The organism is Legionella sp. ST3F1 (genome assembly GCF_048553315.1).
GTDB lineage: Bacteria > Pseudomonadota > Gammaproteobacteria > Legionellales > Legionellaceae > Tatlockia > Tatlockia donaldsonii.
In genome coordinates this window covers 1-16,935 of record NZ_JBLZIO010000006.1, presented here as the reverse complement: position 1 = coordinate 16,935, position 16,935 = coordinate 1, and the positions used below count along the sequence as shown (strand labels likewise).

Genomic DNA, 16,935 nt, shown 5'->3' with positions numbered 1-16,935 from the left:
TCTCTTGCCAAAAACAGATTACGTCATCATAAAACCCTGCGTACTTAGCAATGCTACATTCGCCTATGCTCATCTCTCCTCATCGCCCTAACAGCAACTGAGAACAAATTTTAATTGGATTTTTTATAGCAGCTGACACCGAAGTGATCTCGCAAGAGGCTTTGACAAACTTAATCGCTTAACGGGCTTGCATACGTAAAGCACCATCAAAACGAATTACCTCGCCATTGATAAAACTATTTTCAATAATATGTAGCACAAGTGCTGCAAATTCCTCTGGCTTGCCTAACCGTTTAGGGAACGTTACCGTAGCGGCCAAGCTGTCTTGTACTTCCTGCGGCATGTTGAGTAGCATTGGTGTCGCAATTAAACCGGGGGCTATCGTATTCACGCGAATGGCATGTTGCGCCAGTTCTCGCGCCGCAGGCAAGGTCATCGCGACAACGCCGCCTTTGGAAGCACTATAAGCAGTCTGGCCAATTTGCCCTTCAAAAGCAGCAATAGAGGCCGTATTAATAATGACCCCCCGCTCTTGTGAACCCGGTTCAAGTTCCAACGTGGCCATCGCAGTAGCTGCTACTCGCATGACATTGAAGGTTCCTACCAGATTAATATCAATAACCTGCTTAAAAGCAGCTAAAGGCATCGCACCTTCTTTACCTACCATCCGTTTAGCAGGTGCTATCCCAGCACAATTGATGCAAATTCTTGGTACACCGATTTGTACAATCGTTTTTTGCAGTGCCTGCTCAATTTCGTCGGCAGAACTCACATCACAAGTCACAGCAAAAGCAAATTCTTTGGCAGTACTAGCCGCTATCTGTTTATCCCAGATAACAACCCTTACCCCACGTGCAGTTAATGCTTGCGCACAGGCGTTGCCCATTCCTGAAGCACCACCGGTAATAACAGCGATTTGATTATCTAAATTCATTGTTTATCCTTTTGTTGTAAATAGGCTTTGCTTAATGCTTTGAATTGCGGTGTACCAGCCTGGCCAACCCATTCAAAAAATACCATTTCTGAAGTCACTAAATGAATACCAGCTTGCTCCATACGTCTAAGGCCATAACTATAATCAAGTTGACTTCTGCTGCTTACCGCATCGACTACGAGATAGACTTCGTAACCCGCTGTCTTCATCTCCATTGCTGATTGTAAAACGCACACATGGGCTTCGATACCGATTAAAACAAGTTGCTTTTTATTGAGCGCTTTTAAGCTCTGCTTAAAGGCGGGTTGTCGAAAACAGGAAAAGTGTACTTTTTCAAAACATTCACCTTGCGCAATCAGGGAATGTAATGGCTCGACAGTGTCACCCAAGCCACTAGGGTATTGCTCACTCACTAACAAAGGTATCCCCAATTCTTTCGCCAGGTGGATGACCCATTGGCATCTCGCTACCAAGGCATCTGCTTCCTGGACAAAGGGGGTTAATTTTTCTTGCACATCAATCAATACAACACAGGACGTTTCTTTCTCTAACAGCATTCCTTTCTCCCACAGAAAAACAACATCTCAACGCAAACCCAGAGCGCTGTCAAATTTATTTGACAGCGTAGAGTGGAATCAATACAATGTAACAATGTTATATTACGTTAATACATTATCATGAAAGCACATCATAGCAACAAACAACATGCTACCCATCAACTCATGCATGCGATTAGTCTGCTAAACAATGCGGATGAAGCCTTGGCCTTCTTTACGGATTTATGCACACCCGCTGAACTTGAAGCCATGGTGGATCGCTGGGAAGTTGTTCCTATGTTGCAGCAAGGGATCCCCTACCGCAGCATTCATGAGCAGACAGGAGTCAGTGTCACAACGATAACTCGTGTCGCCCGTTGCCTGAGTTTTGGTAGCGGCGGCTATTCCTTAATTGCTGAACGCTTGGAGCAGTCGTGAAAAAACGTTTACGTATAGCCTTGCAGAAAAAAGGGCGCTTGGCGCAAGAATCCCTAAGTTTGTTGCAGAAGTGTGGTTTGAAATTTCGTATTAAAGAGAGTGGTCTCCTTGCCCACGTTGATAACTTTCCCATTGATCTGCTTTTTGTTCGTGATGATGATATCCCAACCCTCATTTTTGATGGCCTCTGTGATGGCGGCATTGTTGGCGAGAATGTCTTGCTGGAAGCCGCTCTGAGTGCAACAACTAAATCCTATCAAACCATTTTAACCTTAGGAAATTGCCGTTGCCGTTTATCCATTGCAGTACCCGAAACGTTTGACTATCGTGGTCCAGGCAGTTTGGATGGTAAACGTATTGCTACCAGTTATCCCCTGCTGTTAGCACAATATTTAGCGAAAGAACAAATCTGTGCCGAAAGTCTTGTTTTGTCAGGTTCAGTTGAAGTAGCCCCCCGTATGGGAATGGCCGATGTCATTTGTGACTTGGTCTCCTCCGGTCAAACCCTGGAAGATAACAAATTAGTTGAAGTTGAAATCGTGCTGCATAGCCAGGCTGTTTTTATTCAAGCCGAGCACATTATGGATCCTTCGTTCCACGATTTATTTGCCATGTTGCAAAGACGGATCCAGGCTGTCCAACAAGCGAGTGAACGAAAATACATTCTTTTTCATGCACCCAAAATGGCCCTGGAGCGTATCTGTGAGCAGCTACCCGGTGCGGAATCACCGACCATTATGCCCTTGCCGGCTAATCCAGAGAAAGTAGCTGTCCACGTCGTTTCCAGTGAAGGTATTTTCTGGAATACCTTGGAAACAATTCAATCCCTGGGTGCCAGCTCAATCTTGGTACTACCCATTGAAAAAATGCTGGAGTGACTCCGATGTTAACTATCAATAATTGGCAAAATTTATCCCTGAAAGAAAAACAACAACAACTAACAAGACCACGAATCAATAATTACTGCCGCAAAAAGGTCGAAGACATTATTGCTACAGTACAACAACGAGGGGATGACGCTTTATTTGCTTTTACACGTGAATTTGATCGAGTCGAATTAAGCAGCTTGCAGGTTGCAATTCACACTATCGAGACAGCAGAAATTAGCGCACAGGCATTACAAGCTCTCACTGCTGCGATACAGACTATTACTACTTACCACCAGGCAGTGATGCCGCAAGCAAGACAAGTGGTCACCGCAAAAGGGATCTCGATTGCCCGTACTCACAGACCCATCAATAAAGTTGGTTTATATGTACCTGGTGGAAATAGTACGCCACTGGTTTCTTCCTTACTTATGCAAGCAATTCCAGCCAAAATTGCAGGTTGCCCAATCAAAATCTTGTGTACACCACCCAATGCACGCGGAGAAATTGATCCGCACCTTTTAGTGGCGGCACGTCTCTGTGATATTGACACGATTTATCAAATTGGCGGTGCCCATGCGATTGCAGCGATGGCTTATGGCACCGAATCAATTGCCAAAATGGATAAATTGTTTGGTCCAGGTAATAGCTATGTAACCGAAGCAAAAGCGCAAGTGGCAGCCGATCCCTACGGTGTCGCAATTGATATGCCTGCGGGTCCCTCCGAGGTGATGATCACGGCCGATGATCAGGCTAATCCTGATTTCGTCGCCGCCGATTTATTGGCACAGGCTGAACATGGTATTGATTCGCAGGTGATTTTACTCTGTGAAAGTGAGGATTTTGCTGCTAAAGTCAATCAATCAATTAGCCAGCAACTAGCTGCCTTATCAAGACAGGCCATCATTAAGCAGGCTTTACAACATAGCATTATTCTCGTGTGCGACGAACGGAGCGAACAACTGGATATCATTAATCGCTATGCACCCGAGCATTTAATTATTAATCGTATTGACGCTGTTAATTGGGTACCAGAGATTAGCGCTGCAGGGACTATTTTTCTCGGTCCGTGGGCTGCGGAAACGATGGGCGATTACCTAAGTGGATCTAACCATGTTTTACCAACCAATGGTTATGCCAGAAATCACAGCGGCCTTAGTACCATCGATTTCCTAAAAACGCTAAGCGTACAGTCCATTACAGCTGAAGGACTGAGGACCTTGGGGGAAGCCGCACAAACGCTTGCACACATTGAAGGCTTGGACGCCCATGCCAAAGCCATTGAATTACGGTTAAACACCCTGGAGTCTTGATATGTCAGTCTTAAATTTAATTCGTCCTGATCTGGTCACTATGAAAGCTTACGCCCCCAATGGTGATGAGTTGAATTGCCGCTTACATGCCAATGAATCACCCGAATCACCAATACCGTTTATGGATATTCCTGTAAATCATTATCCGGATTTTCGACAGCAACAATTGGTGCTGGAACAACTCGCTGAACACTATCAAATCCGTAGTGAGCAAATGGTCTTGACTCGTGGCAGCGATGATGGGATTGAGCTGGTAATGCGTTTATTCCTACGTGCCGGAATAGACAGTATTTTGCAATGTCCGCCTACTTTTCCCATGTACGCTTTTTATGCCCGTCTACAGCAGGCTGATATAATTAATTGTCCATTGGATGCAGAGAACAGCTTTAGTCTGGATATCCAAAAACTACTATCCCTCTGGAAACCCGATTGCAAAATTATTATGCTCTGCCAGCCCAATAACCCAACAGCGAATTTGTTGGATTTAGACGCTGTCTCACACCTCTGTAAACACTTCAAAGATAAAGCGGTGGTGGTTGTTGATGAAGCCTATATTGATTTCGCTCAATATCCCAGTGCTGCAAGTTTGCTTGCTTCTGTTGATAATTTGATCGTGCTGCGTACGCTATCAAAAGCCTATGGCCTGGCAGGATTACGCCTGGGGACTGTGATTGCCCAACCCCAGGTTATCCAGGCCTTGAAAAATATTATGCCCCCTTATACCTTATCCAGTGTGGTGCTTGCCTTGGCTAACAAAGCGTTAACTGATCAACAGTGGTTCGCTGAGAATGTACAGCAAATACTTAATGCTCGTACCCAATTAATGGCTGAATTGCAACAATCACCCTGGATAGATATTGTCTACCCAAGCCGTACCAATTTCATATTGGTACGCAGCACCTACGCATCCCGTCTGGTTACCTGGTTTGCTGAACAGGACATTGCGGTCCGTCATTTTGCTGGCTCTCCTCTGCTCCAAAACTACTTACGTATTAGTGTAGGCGATGAATCCCAGAATCAACGCCTGTTAATGGCATTGAACACATTTAAGGGAGAATAACAATGCAAAAAATTCTCTTTATTGATCGAGATGGTACTCTGGTTGAAGAGCCTGACGATTTCCAGGTGGATGCCTTAGACAAGATTCGCTTGTGTGCTGATGTTATCTTCGCCCTGCTCTCTTTACAACAGGCTGGCTATCGTCTGGTTATGGTTAGTAATCAGGATGGTTTGGGAACTGACCGTTTTCCGCAGCAATCTTTTCAACGCTGTCATGATTTCATTCTCTCGTTATTCACTACACAAGGTATTTATTTTAGCGACGTGTTTATCTGCCCTCACAGAGACAGTGATCAGTGCAATTGCCGCAAACCGAAAACGGGCTTACTGGATACCTTCTTACAACAAAATGCGATCGATCGAAAGCAATCTTGGGTCATTGGCGATCGCCAAACTGATAAAGAGTTAGCTCAAAATCTGGGGATTTCCTTTTTACCAATTCAGATAAACCACGGTTGGAAAGCTGTTGTACAGACCATTTTACAACAGGAAAGAACAGCAGCCATTCAACGCCAAACCAAAGAAACAGCGATTGAATTGCGAGTCAATCTGGATGCCGGGCTAGAAAACAAGATCCAAACTCCGATTGGTTTTTTCAGTCATATGCTGGAACAAATTGCCAAGCACGGTGGTTTTGGTTTGCAAGTACACGCGGAAGGCGATATTGAAGTCGATGAGCATCATTTAATTGAAGATACCGCTATCGCCTTGGGCGAAGCACTTAAGCAGGCTTTAGGAGATAAATGGGGTATTGGCCGCTATGGCTTTACCCTGCCGATGGATGAAGCACTGGTTACCATTGCTTTGGATCTTTGCGGCCGTAGCTATTGTGTTTTTGAAGGTGAATTTACACGTGAATTTGTTGGTGGCATGGCTACTGAAATGGTACCGCATTTTTTCCACTCACTGGCCAGCAGCTTAGGCGCTACTTTGCACATCAAAGTGACGGGGCAAAACCATCATCACATGATAGAAGCCTGCTTCAAAGGACTGGGCCGGGCGCTGCGCCAGGCCTGTTTGCGATGTGATAATAACTTGCCTTCCACCAAGGGGGTTTTATGATTGCTGTGATTGATATTACTGGTAATAACCTAAGCTCATTAACGAATGCGATTAAACACTTAGGCTATCACTATCAATTAACCCACCAGGCAGAAGATCTCATCCAGGCAAGTCACGTCATTTTACCTGGTGTGGGTGCAGCAGCAAGCGCCATGCGTGCCTTGCATGACTATCAATTAATTGAAGTCTTACAGCAGCTAACCCAGCCTTTATTAGGTATTTGCCTTGGCATGCAATTACTGTTTGCGCATAGTGAAGAAGGCGATGTGCCCTGTTTAAACTTGCTTCCTGGTGCCATCAAACGTTTATTGCCAACAAAGGAACATCCTATCCCCCACATGGGATGGAACAAATTGCACTGGACGAAAACCACGCCGCTGGCAAAAGGATTGGCCCCTGACGATTATGTCTATTTTGTCCATAGTTATGCGTTGCTGAGTGATGAGTATGCCTTGGCTCGTTGCCAATACAGCCGAGATTTTACAGCCATTGTGCAGTATAGAAATATTTACGGGATGCAATTTCATCCGGAAAAATCAGCCGACACCGGACTGAAACTACTCAACAATTTTTTACAGTTGGAGGAACCATGCTAATTATTCCTGCGATTGATTTACAACAAGGCCGTTGTGTACGCTTACGCCAAGGACAATTTGAAGACGTGTCGATTTACGACTATTCTCCCGTCTCACTGGCACAACACTATGCCCTGCAAGGTGCAGCTCATTTGCATATCGTTGATCTGGATGGTGCCAAAACAGGCAACATCCAGCAATTGAAACTCATAAAAAGCATGCAAACACCGACCCTAACTGTGCAGGTTGGCGGCGGAATTCGCAGCCTTGAAAGTGCAACCGCTTGTATTAATGCAGGGATCAATAAGCTTGTTTTAGGAAGTATCGCCATCACCAATCCCGAACTTACAGCAGAAATTATCAACCAGCTAGGTGCGCATAAACTTGTTTTGGCCTTAGATGTTCACACCGACAAAGGGATGCCAAAGCCAGCGATTCATGGCTGGCAAACGACGACCGATGATAACTTGTGGGACGTGGTCAATCACTACCAAAAATTGGGTATTAAAACAATCTTATGTACCGATATTGCTTGTGATGGGATGATGAATGGCCCTAATTTTATGCTCTATTCCGAGGCTATTAACCGCTTTCCAACCCTCCACTGGCAGGCATCCGGTGGCATTCGCCATGTGGATGATCTCGCTCTTTTATCTTCCCTTGGCGTAACAGCAGCCATCCTCGGACGCATGCTTTATGAAAGTGATTTTGAACTTGCAGCTTATTTAGCGAGGCAAAAAAATGTTAAGTAAACGTATTATTCCCTGTCTCGATGTTCATGATAATAAAGTTGTGAAAGGGGTTAAATTTCGTAATCATCGGGTTATTGGTGATATTTTACCCCTGGCTACCCGCTACTCCAGACAAGGTGCTGATGAACTGGTTTTTTATGATATTACAGCAAGTAGTGATCGACGTAGTGTGTGTCCCAACTGGGTTAACCAAATTGCAGCAACAATCAATATTCCTTTTACTGTGGCAGGCGGAATCCGCAACCTGGAAACAGCGAAAGCTATTTTACATGCCGGGGCGGATAAACTGTCAATCAACAGTCCAGCCTTGGAAAATCCCTCCTTAATCAATCAGTTAAGCAGTGAGTTTGGCAGTCAATGCGTTGTGATCGGTATTGACAGTCAATGGGTAGAGGATGATTTTTATGTCTATCAATACACGGGCGATGAAAGTAAAAGTAAAAATTCAAGACGCAAAACAAGCGACTGGGTTCAGGAAGTCCAAGAGCGCGGTGCCGGTGAAATTGTCTTGAATTGCATGCAAGCCGATGGCGTGCGTGAAGGCTATGATCTGAAGCAATTGGCGCAAATTCGTCAGTTAAGCAAAGTGCCATTAATTGCGTCAGGTGGCGCCGGAAAAGCAGCTGATTTCGTGAACGTTTTTCTGCGCACAGAGGTTGCCGGAGCGCTGGCTGCCAGTGTTTTTCACGATAACATTTTAAGTATCACTGACGTCAAGCAACAACTGGCTGCCAATCACATTGAGGTAAGATTATGAACAGTTTTAAAATCGGGGATCTGAATTGGCACAAAATGAATGGCCTTATTCCCGCCGTTATTCAAAATAGCCAAACGGCTGAGGTCCTCATGCTGGGTTACATGAATCAGGAATCCTTACAAATCACCCTGGACACCCAACAAGTCACTTTTTATAGCCGCAGCAAACAACGCTTGTGGCGTAAAGGTGAAACCTCAGGCAACACCATGATCATGCAATCCATTGCCAGGGATTGTGATGGCGACAGTTTATTGGTGCAGGTACTCCCTGCAGGCCCAGCCTGTCATTTAGGTTTCGCTACCTGTTTTCAACCAGCCACACCAGCCCTGCTGAGTTTTTTAGCTAACTTGATTCACCTGATTCAAGACCGCGCAGGCAAGAAAGAAACTAGCAGTTATACCTCCCAATTATTGGCAACAGGTATTTCTCGCTGTGCACAAAAAGTAGGTGAAGAAGCGGTTGAAACCGTTATTGCGGCAATGAGTAATCATCGGGATGAACTGATGAACGAAACAGCGGATTTATTGTTTCACTTATTAGTCCTGCTGCAAGCCTGTGAACTTAGTTTTTATGACGTATTACAATGTTTACAAACTCGCCATACAGGACACGAAAAACATTGATCTCTTCGTTGAAAAAAATTTTAATTCGGTCATTTAGTCGTATCTGGATTTCCTCATTAAAAACTTTTTTCGCCTTGACGTTACGCAAGTGCCTGAAGATATCAGACTACGGCCAACAAAACCGCCGTTAAATAATTTCCTTCTGGAAAAGCTGCCAAGGTAGGATGACAACTCGATGGCCCCAAAATGCCAACGATACGCGCTTGTTTTCCTACTGCCGCAGCTTGACTACTCACCAAGGAAGAAAATTCCTGGGTGGATAAGGCCGATGAACAGTTACAGGTCATCAGCAAAGCGCCAGAGCGCATGGCTTTGAATACTTCTCGGTGCAAAAAGCGATAATAGTTTTTCGCACGCTGTAAATGTTGCTGCGAAGGAACCAATTTGGGTGGATCCAGGATGACCAAATCATAGTCCCCCGCATGGGTTAAATAATCACGCGCATCCGCTTCAATGAATTCAATCGTATCAAGATTATTCAATGCTGCGTTTTGTTTCGCTTGGAGAATCGCTTGTGCAGAACTATCGACAGCCGTTACTTTACTAGCTCCCGCTTTCGCCGCATGTAAGGCGAACCCGCCTGTATAGGAATAAAGATCCAATACTTTCTTGCCTTTCGCCAACGCTGCAATACGCTGATGATTTTCACGCTGATCAAGAAAAAGGCCTGTCTTTTGTGCCTGGGAAAAATCAACCTGATAAATGACACCGCCTTCAAGCACTTGCGCAGTCTCTGCGGCCGGTTCTTCCGTTTCTTTTTTCCAACCATCTTGGGCCAAGGGCTTTTTTTGCGCCAGCCAAACAAGGTTATCCTTGGGTAAAAGTTCACCCAGGGCCTGTTTAATCATTTCCTTATTTGCCTCGACCCAATAAGCTGAACTGGCTACTACACAAACCTGATTAAAACGGTCGATGGTCAACCCAGACAAACCATCGGCCTCGCTATTAAACAAGCGGTAAGCTGTTGTCATTTCGTTAGGTAAATTAAGGCTTTCCCGAATGGTTAAAGCTTGCTTTAAGCGCAGCAAGACAATCGCTGCCAATGAATTGTTATCACTCATTTCTCCGGCTTGCGCAAGAACACGGACGCGATAAAGGGAATGTTCATTATAAACACCCGTTGCCAGGAACTCCTTTTCCTCACTAAAGACATCCACTAAATCACCCGTCACCAATTTGCCCGTTGTTTTACTGATTGCCTTGGGAAAAACCCAGGGGTGACCGCGTAACAACGCATTTTGTTTAGTTTTATGAAGATAAACTGCAGGTTTCATGGCTATTTCCGAAACACTAAAAGTCGGCTAATCTACACTACTGTGTTGTGGTATCGCAAGGTAGAGGACTTTATGCGCGGATTTTTTACAGTATGCACGCTTGCCCTTCTATTCTCCCATGCCCAAGTTTCTGCTGCAGGACCTTGGTTTACTGGTCCTTTATTAGCTCCCGCTGGGCATACGGTGCCTAATGGCCATACTAACCTTGAAATTTACGGTTTCGATACTATCAATGATGGCATTTATAGTCGTCATTGGAAATTAATTCATGTACCAACCGGCCAAAGTCAGGTTTTAAACCCGATATTTACCCATGGCATAACCGATCGAATGGATGTGCAATTTGGTCTGCCTTATGTCTATAACCGTTTGTCAGGTGCCAATTCGACTGGTATCGGTGATACCTCTGCCGGTATGGGCTTACAATTAATAGAACAAAAAGATAAACTCTGGCGCCCTGATCTGCGCCTTTTGGTGCAAGAAATTATCCCCACAGGAAATTATAAAAAGCTGGATCCAACCAGTAATGGCGTTGATGCAACCGGTTTAGGTAGTTACCAAACCGTTTTTTCCCTTAATTTTCAACATCTCTTGCACCTAACGGACGTTCATTATTTTCGTTCGCGTTTAAGTCTAGCCTACGTTTATGCCAGTCCTGTATCCATTCAAGGTTTAAGTAGCTATGGCGGGACGCCTGACACGGATGGCAACATTCGACCTGGCGATCTGGTGAGTTTGGATGCGGCCGCAGAATTAACCCTAACCCAAAACTGGGTTGCAGTGATGGAAACTTATATTGCCAATCGGCAAAAAACTCGATTTAGAGGCATTATAGGCAATGATGCGATGGGAAAGCCCGGCACGATAGGCCATGGGGCTGTTGATAAAATCACCCTGGCACCCGCTATAGAATATAATTTTTCTTCCAATGTAGGCATCATTGCTGGCCCATGGTTTACCGTAGCTGGGCGCGAAACTGTTGATTTTATCTCCTACGTGCTCGCGTTTAACGCTTACTGGTAAAAATTTCTTGCTGTTGCTATTAACCAACTATATCATTTTCACCCTTAATGACCTTTTAAGAGAAATTAATGCCTTTTTACCCCGAAAAAAAACCTGACGAATTGCTTGAATTCTTAAATGATATGCCCCTCGAAAGACTTGAGGCATTGAATCGCAGCTATGGCCCCCACTTTGAGAAACTGGAAGAAAAAATAGAGACAACAGAGCAAGGTATCGAGGCCGATCAGGAGCAACTGGTTGCTTTGCAAGACCGCTATGATGCACTTGAACGCCAAAGTATAGCCGAGGCAGAAAAAAGAAAAGAAGCATTAGCCAGTCTTCCCGGCAATGGTGCTGAACGTTATTTACAGCTTGGTTTTTTTGGCGTTTTTTTTGTTGCTGATAGCCAGCAAGGAAAGGTATCAATTGAAATTAAAAAGATTAAAGAACGAATTAAAAACAACGAAACGCAACTAATTGACTTAATAGAAGAAAAAAAAGCTTCTATCGATGAATTAATCATCGTCAATTCAGTCCTCGCTATAAAACGCAAAAAAGCTGAGACAGATCATCTGGAAGTCTCTTCCTCCTGTTCACCTGCTTTACGTAGCTAATACCGTACGCCTCACCTTGCCTGGTCAGCCTATTCTACGCTGACAGGCATTATTGTAAAAAATCAACACCCTCTGTGAATACTAAAGTCATATCCTTTATATGAAAATCAGCTTGAAATATAATCGCTCAATCAATTACTACAGAGAGAACATCATGCGCTTTTTTCCACAACTACCGCCTCTCCAACTCTATAAAACCTTATACCAAATGACTCTTGAAGAGCTTGAAGAATTAAATCGCAGTTATGAACCTGAGTTTGTGCAACTGGGAATGCGGGAAGCACAAGAAGAAAGAAACCTTGCTGACTATCGCCAGGAAATTGCTACTCTGCGTTCACACCAGGAAAGCCACAACCCGCCAGAACTAAGTGCTCAAATTACAACATTCGTTCTTGCCATCAATGCAAGTGAAAAGAAATTAGAAAAGATCCAGCAAGAAGTGACTGCCCTCACCAATGAACTAAGGAAAGTCAATGCCGTGTTGGCGCAAAAGCGGAAGGAAACGATACAACATCCCCAAGAGAAATACTCTCCTGCCCCAACTTCACCGAATTCGCCCTAGTGAATAGCAAGTCAAACTGATTATTAGCCATTATAGGGTCCCACCCTGCGGGGGGAATGGAAAACTTCGATACTGACAGATCGTGAGTTCCCCCCCTCTCCCAGGTCATAAATCCAAAGCAATTTAATTTTATAAGCCTTAAGTAATCGCAGACAATTTGGAAACATGTTAGCATCCCTTTTTTGCTAATCGAGGATGTATCATGTGGTTTAACAACGCACTTATTTATCACTACGAATTCAAAGAACAGCCTGACTTAATGACTGCTATGGCCGAGGAAATCCTTAAACCCTGTCCTCCCCATGCACGCTTCATTTATGGCTGGCTACCAGCATACGCCGATGAACTGGTGCAAGAAGTAGCTGGTTGCTCCTTGATTTGCTTAGGTAAAGAAGAGCGTATTCTACCGCGAGGAGTCATTAAGCGCATGTTAGATGAGCGCATTCAAACGATCGAAACACAGCAAGGCCGTACTATAAAAAGAGCTGAGAAAGCACAACTTGCCGAAGATTTGGAATTTGAATTACTACCGAAATCATTCTGCGTCCAAAAAAGATTATTTGCCATGCTGGATACCGTGTCTAATCGATTGATTATTAATTCCTCAAGCAACAATCAAGCCTCACAATTGACTGCTTTATTACGAAAATCACTACCCGGCCTTCACCTTGAGCCCTTGGCCCTCAATGAAAATTTAGCCTTACGTTTCGCTCAATGGCTTAGTAATCCAGAGCTTCTTCCTCCTTCATTTCAATTAGCCTCTGATTGTCTCTTGTTTTCCCTTGATAATGAAAAGAAACGAGTCAATTGCAAAGGCTATGAATTACCTGCAGAAGAAATTTTGACACTTTTGGCGCAAGGATTAGGTGTTGCTGAAATTTCTCTGGTATGGAATGAGCGCATTCAATTTACTCTGACTCAGGATTTAACCTTCAAACGCCTCAAAAGCCTTGATTACCTTATCGATGAATTTAACGAAATCCAGGAACTGGAAGAAGAATACCTACAGCGCGATGCAGCCCTTACCCTGCTCGGCGGAGAGTTACGTAATCTGACTAATGATTTGCTGGCGGGACTCAATGCAACAAGCGATCAAACAAAAACGACTAGTCCCGCAGTAGAACTCGAAGGTAGCCCAGCTTAATGGGCCACTTTCTGGCGTAAATCAATCAAGGACAAGCCCCGGATTTCACCATCACGCACAGTAAATTGCTTTGAAGTGCTTAACCCAGCTGTATTGATAAAAAGCTGGTAGCGTCCCGGGCTTAGACCAGTGGTATAAAATTCACCACCATTCGTGACCGTTAAAGGTATCGCCTGCCTGAACCAGGGATCCTCGCTCGCTTTACCCTCTCCAACGACCCTTTGTAACAACATATTCGACCGATCAACACCACCCCAGGGTAAAACCCGCCCCACGACGCCAGTTGGTTTAGTCCCCCCCTCCGCGTCTAAAACAATGGGTGGAATAGCCTGTACTTCATAACGGGGATTGATGCCAAAGCTCGCAGACTTATAACCGGGCAAAGCAAAAGAAATCGTCGTTCTATCGGGATGACCGATAAAAAAACCACCCGGCAGAATTTCCAGTTCTGAATTAACCAGCGGCAATGGCTCAGGCCCCTTGACGATAACCTGGCCATAGACAATGGGGAATTGCCTGGCAGCGATTAAATCGCGCATACGCCGTTCAAGCGTTGCTGCTAGCGCAGGGTTAGCGGTCTTTGCCAGCCAATCCAACCAAGCATTAAAATTGTTCCATACTTTCTCAGGCGGCAACACCAGCTGCAACGTACGCCAGGAAATCTTTTCCTCATGGAGGATATACACACGATACAATTCGTCTTCGTTAAAAGGCGGTAGCAAATCATATTGCTTCCTCAACAAAGCGGAGAGTTTTTTGGCTTCTTCTTTCTGCCCAACCGATAATCCCTGACTGTAGACACTGAGCAGTTTTTCTTTTTCAGGATAGGACGCTGGCAATTGCTCCACATACACCAATTGCCAGGCAAGTGCCTTGATGCGGTCTTGTTTGACGGTGGTACCAAAAAAATAATTACGCCCCAACACCCAGGCTTGATATTGCTGATACTCCTTCTGCAACAAGCGAGCATCTTCCATCGTTAAAGCATGGGCTGAAAGAATGAGCAAATAAAGTATAAAAAACAAACAATAGCGATACCCTAATTTGCTCACGACGTTATAAACCTATACAACAGTTTCCGGCATTTGTTTGTGATAAGTAGACTGATAAACAGCCAGCGCATCATCAGCCGCTTTTTTCAGACCTAACGCTTTATTGGAATAATAAACCAGAACCAAGGCTTGTTGCACACTCGGTGCCTGGGGATAGTTTTTCACTAAGTAGCTGGCACGCTCCGCGGCTGCTACATACATTTTCCGATCGTAATAGTAACGTGAAGTATTTAATTCCCGCTGCGCAAACATATTGCGTAAATAAATCATACGCTGCAAAGCATTTGCCTTATAGCGGCTATTTGGGAATTTTTCGATCAAAATAGCAAAATCGGCATAAGCCTGGCTTTGTGTACCAGGATCCCGCCAGGATTCATCCAATGGCAGGAAGTTAGCGAAGGTACCTCGTGTTTGCTGGAAGTTCGCCAATGCTTTCATATAATACGCGTAATCCACATTTTTGGCTCGCGGGTAAAGATGGATAAAACGCTCTGCTGTAGCTGCCGCAGAAGGATAATCCTGCTTCTTGTAATAGGCATAGATCAAATCCATCTGTGCTTTTTCAGCATAATCACTAAAGGGATACATGGATTCGAGGGCTTCCAAACGCTTGGCAGCACTCTCGTATTGTTCTTTAGCCATCGCTTGCTGAGCTTCGGTAAACAACTGTTTGGCTGTCATCCCCTGGAAAGGACTGTTATCATCATCATCTTTATTCCACCACTTGGCACAAGCAGTCAAAGAAAGCAAAAGCCCTATCAGGAATAACGCTCGAATCTGTTTCATAAAAAAACACCTGTCAACTATGAGTGCTCTAATCCATCACGACATAGCTCTCTTACCTAATAAGCGCCTGACTTATTATCAAAGAAGCTATATCACAACAACCTTGCAAATGTGGCACATTATACTCATCTACAAGGATTTTGCGAACTGTAAAAAGGAAAAGACACACAAATTGAAAATGGGTTAAAAATCGTTTGCAAAGCGCAACCTGTTAAGATACTATTCTGCCCTGTCGGAGAGGTGGCTGAGCGGTTGAAAGCGGCGGTCTTGAAAACCGTTGAAGGGCGACCTTCCCAGGGTTCGAATCCCTGCCTCTCCGCCAAATTTGATTTCCTGTTGTGTCCTATTCCCCTTCTTTTCTAATCAATGTTATAAAAGCATCGTGGCGCAATGGCGCAATTCAGGATTCAAAAAAGCCGTCTTCCAACACAGTACTTCAGATAGGTCGTTTATCAATATTTTATTGTGTGTGAATAAGTGTTTTAGGGATATCAGCCTTAAGCTATAAGAAAAAAGCGATAACTTAAAATGAGGTAAATTCATGAGAAGTGTAGTTGAAGTTCATGGTGATAGTGGTGTGCCTCTAGGAAAATCTATTGTCCGCTTATTAACATCGAATAGCACTCTAGAACCCGTGCTGGCATTAGAAAGATCCGATAAAATAATTCTGGTAACAGCGGCAAGACCACCAGTACCAGCACCTCAATTGTCTTATTATTCCTTTTTTAACATTTTTAGTTATTTTCAAAAACCCCAACCAGTCCCAAACCTCAACCCTTACCAATTATACATTGAAATATTTACCGGCGAGGATATCCCCAAACAAAGCGCCAAAGGTAAACTATTAAAAACTGCTGAGATAGATGATCTATGTGCCGATTCGCTTGAGAGTGACATGTTAGCTGCAGCATCACTATTTACTAAACATGATAACGCCTGTTCATTGGTCGTTAATTTATTACGTAAATGTACTGATCTGCGTATAAAGAGAGAGTGGATTAATGACATATTTGCTGTAGATAACGATAGTCCCTCCCAAAGTCCAATTCCACCTTAAATTGAAGCCCCGATCCGTGGCTTTGGCGTTATTTAACGCAGAGCAACCCTTATTCATCATAAAATTTCATTGAAAATATTGTTTATTTTATAAATAGAAAACAATAATGAACACCACTCTTCATTAACAAAAAAACGGATGCAGTCACATCCGGTATCGCCCAACTTCATTAATGCAACAAGGCACTCTCCACCATTCGCCGCAACATCGCAGGAAGTAATGGTTTTACATAAATGTGGTTCGCCCCTAAAGCCAAACATTGCTGGCCTAACGCCTCATCCACATGCGCGGAAATAACAATCACCGGTGTATTGCCATTTAAGGGATTACGACGAATCAAAGGCAGTAACTCCTCGCCTGGTTTATCCGGTAAACCCAAATCGAGCAGGATGCAATGGAAAGGCTGCTTTGACAGGCAGTCGAGGGCTTCTGCCGCTGTCGCTGCCAAAACAGGTTGATACTCGTTGAGTAAGGACAGATAAATGTGCTGACAAACAAAATCATCTTCAACGATTAACAGTGGTGAGTA

20 protein-coding genes and 1 tRNA gene are annotated in these 16,935 nt (G+C 44.2%); 15 read left to right on the top strand and 6 right to left on the bottom strand.

The window, feature by feature from the left end:
* Positions 1 to 178: 178 nt before the first annotated feature.
* Entirely contained in the window at positions 179 to 934 is a 756-nt protein-coding gene (locus tag ACN4Z1_RS05815; RefSeq protein ID WP_115221066.1) for an SDR family NAD(P)-dependent oxidoreductase, read from the bottom strand.
* Positions 931 to 1,491, bottom strand: a complete 561-nt coding sequence (locus tag ACN4Z1_RS05810) for a hydrolase (protein ID WP_228364213.1) — start codon at positions 1,489 to 1,491, stop codon at positions 931 to 933. Before ACN4Z1_RS05810 ends, ACN4Z1_RS05815 begins: the two co-directional genes overlap by 4 nt.
* 120 nt (positions 1,492 to 1,611) lie before the next feature.
* On the opposite strand from ACN4Z1_RS05810, the gene ACN4Z1_RS05805 reads away from it, so the two are divergent.
* From ACN4Z1_RS05805 to hisIE, 9 genes are read left to right on the top strand one after another with little or no spacing between them, the layout of a single operon-like run.
* Positions 1,612 to 1,908 carry a YerC/YecD family TrpR-related protein gene (locus ACN4Z1_RS05805; protein WP_115221064.1) on the top strand — a complete coding sequence of 99 codons (297 nt, stop codon included), beginning with the start codon at positions 1,612 to 1,614 and terminating at the stop codon, positions 1,906 to 1,908.
* Positions 1,905 to 2,786 (top strand): ATP phosphoribosyltransferase, encoded by an 882-nt coding sequence (gene hisG / locus ACN4Z1_RS05800; protein WP_228364214.1) that lies wholly within the window; start codon positions 1,905 to 1,907, stop codon positions 2,784 to 2,786. The genes ACN4Z1_RS05805 and hisG overlap by 4 nt, the downstream gene beginning before the upstream one ends.
* A gap of 5 nt (positions 2,787 to 2,791) precedes the next feature.
* Positions 2,792 to 4,087 (top strand): histidinol dehydrogenase, encoded by a 1,296-nt coding sequence (gene hisD / locus ACN4Z1_RS05795; RefSeq protein ID WP_228364215.1) that lies wholly within the window; start codon positions 2,792 to 2,794, stop codon positions 4,085 to 4,087.
* A gap of 1 nt (position 4,088) precedes the next feature.
* Entirely contained in the window at positions 4,089 to 5,147 is a 1,059-nt protein-coding gene (gene hisC / locus ACN4Z1_RS05790; RefSeq protein WP_228364216.1) for a histidinol-phosphate transaminase, read from the top strand.
* Between the two features lie 2 nt (positions 5,148 to 5,149).
* Complete coding sequence (gene hisB / locus ACN4Z1_RS05785) at positions 5,150 to 6,208, top strand: bifunctional histidinol-phosphatase/imidazoleglycerol-phosphate dehydratase HisB (protein WP_115221060.1); 1,059 nt, start codon at positions 5,150 to 5,152, stop codon at positions 6,206 to 6,208.
* Entirely contained in the window at positions 6,205 to 6,804 is a 600-nt protein-coding gene (gene hisH / locus ACN4Z1_RS05780; RefSeq protein ID WP_228364217.1) for an imidazole glycerol phosphate synthase subunit HisH, read from the top strand. Before hisB ends, hisH begins: the two co-directional genes overlap by 4 nt.
* Positions 6,798 to 7,535, top strand: a complete 738-nt coding sequence (gene hisA, locus ACN4Z1_RS05775; protein ID WP_115221058.1) for a 1-(5-phosphoribosyl)-5-[(5-phosphoribosylamino)methylideneamino]imidazole-4-carboxamide isomerase — start codon at positions 6,798 to 6,800, stop codon at positions 7,533 to 7,535. Before hisH ends, hisA begins: the two co-directional genes overlap by 7 nt.
* Positions 7,525 to 8,292, top strand: coding sequence for an imidazole glycerol phosphate synthase subunit HisF (gene hisF / locus ACN4Z1_RS05770; RefSeq protein WP_228364218.1), 768 nt, complete (start codon positions 7,525 to 7,527; stop codon positions 8,290 to 8,292). Before hisA ends, hisF begins: the two co-directional genes overlap by 11 nt.
* A complete protein-coding gene (hisIE, locus tag ACN4Z1_RS05765) occupies positions 8,289 to 8,915 on the top strand; it encodes a bifunctional phosphoribosyl-AMP cyclohydrolase/phosphoribosyl-ATP diphosphatase HisIE (protein WP_228364219.1) in 627 nt (208 codons plus the stop codon). Before hisF ends, hisIE begins: the two co-directional genes overlap by 4 nt.
* A gap of 101 nt (positions 8,916 to 9,016) precedes the next feature.
* On the opposite strand, the gene ACN4Z1_RS05760 is transcribed toward hisIE, so the two are convergent.
* On the bottom strand, positions 9,017 to 10,189 hold the full coding sequence (locus ACN4Z1_RS05760) for a class I SAM-dependent rRNA methyltransferase (RefSeq protein WP_228364220.1): 1,173 nt from the start codon (positions 10,187 to 10,189) through the stop codon (positions 9,017 to 9,019).
* 72 nt (positions 10,190 to 10,261) lie between these two features.
* Here ACN4Z1_RS05760 and ACN4Z1_RS05755 point away from each other — a divergent pair, with 72 nt between their 5' ends.
* From ACN4Z1_RS05755 to ACN4Z1_RS05740, 4 genes are all read left to right on the top strand, one after another.
* Positions 10,262 to 11,212, top strand: coding sequence for a transporter (locus ACN4Z1_RS05755; RefSeq protein ID WP_115221054.1), 951 nt, complete (start codon positions 10,262 to 10,264; stop codon positions 11,210 to 11,212).
* Between the two features lie 68 nt (positions 11,213 to 11,280).
* The gene (locus ACN4Z1_RS05750) at positions 11,281 to 11,805 is read left to right on the top strand and encodes a hypothetical protein (RefSeq protein ID WP_228364221.1); all 525 of its coding nucleotides are present in this window, start codon (positions 11,281 to 11,283) and stop codon (positions 11,803 to 11,805) included.
* A 154-nt stretch (positions 11,806 to 11,959) separates the two neighbouring features.
* Complete coding sequence (locus ACN4Z1_RS05745; protein WP_228364222.1) at positions 11,960 to 12,367, top strand: hypothetical protein; 408 nt, start codon at positions 11,960 to 11,962, stop codon at positions 12,365 to 12,367.
* Between the two features lie 202 nt (positions 12,368 to 12,569).
* Complete coding sequence (locus ACN4Z1_RS05740) at positions 12,570 to 13,511, top strand: recombination-associated protein RdgC (RefSeq protein ID WP_228364223.1); 942 nt, start codon at positions 12,570 to 12,572, stop codon at positions 13,509 to 13,511.
* Here the strand turns inward: ACN4Z1_RS05740 and ACN4Z1_RS05735 are convergent.
* Positions 13,508 to 14,563: a hypothetical protein gene (locus ACN4Z1_RS05735; protein WP_228364224.1), complete on the bottom strand. Its 1,056-nt coding sequence runs from the start codon at positions 14,561 to 14,563 to the stop codon at positions 13,508 to 13,510. The two genes, ACN4Z1_RS05740 and ACN4Z1_RS05735, sit on opposite strands and share 4 nt — an antisense overlap.
* A gap of 12 nt (positions 14,564 to 14,575) precedes the next feature.
* Positions 14,576 to 15,349 (bottom strand): outer membrane protein assembly factor BamD, encoded by a 774-nt coding sequence (locus ACN4Z1_RS05730; protein ID WP_115221049.1) that lies wholly within the window; start codon positions 15,347 to 15,349, stop codon positions 14,576 to 14,578.
* A gap of 234 nt (positions 15,350 to 15,583) precedes the next feature.
* Between ACN4Z1_RS05730 and ACN4Z1_RS05725 the strand changes: the two genes are divergently transcribed.
* Both ACN4Z1_RS05725 and ACN4Z1_RS05720 read left to right on the top strand, forming a co-directional pair.
* Positions 15,584 to 15,671: transfer RNA gene (locus tag ACN4Z1_RS05725), tRNA-Ser, on the top strand.
* A gap of 219 nt (positions 15,672 to 15,890) precedes the next feature.
* On the top strand, positions 15,891 to 16,406 hold the full coding sequence (locus ACN4Z1_RS05720; RefSeq protein WP_228364225.1) for a hypothetical protein: 516 nt from the start codon (positions 15,891 to 15,893) through the stop codon (positions 16,404 to 16,406).
* Between the two features lie 169 nt (positions 16,407 to 16,575).
* On the opposite strand, the gene ACN4Z1_RS05715 is transcribed toward ACN4Z1_RS05720, so the two are convergent.
* A complete protein-coding gene (locus ACN4Z1_RS05715) occupies positions 16,576 to 16,926 on the bottom strand; it encodes a response regulator (protein ID WP_419413441.1) in 351 nt (116 codons plus the stop codon).
* Between the last annotated feature and the right edge of the window lie 9 nt (positions 16,927 to 16,935).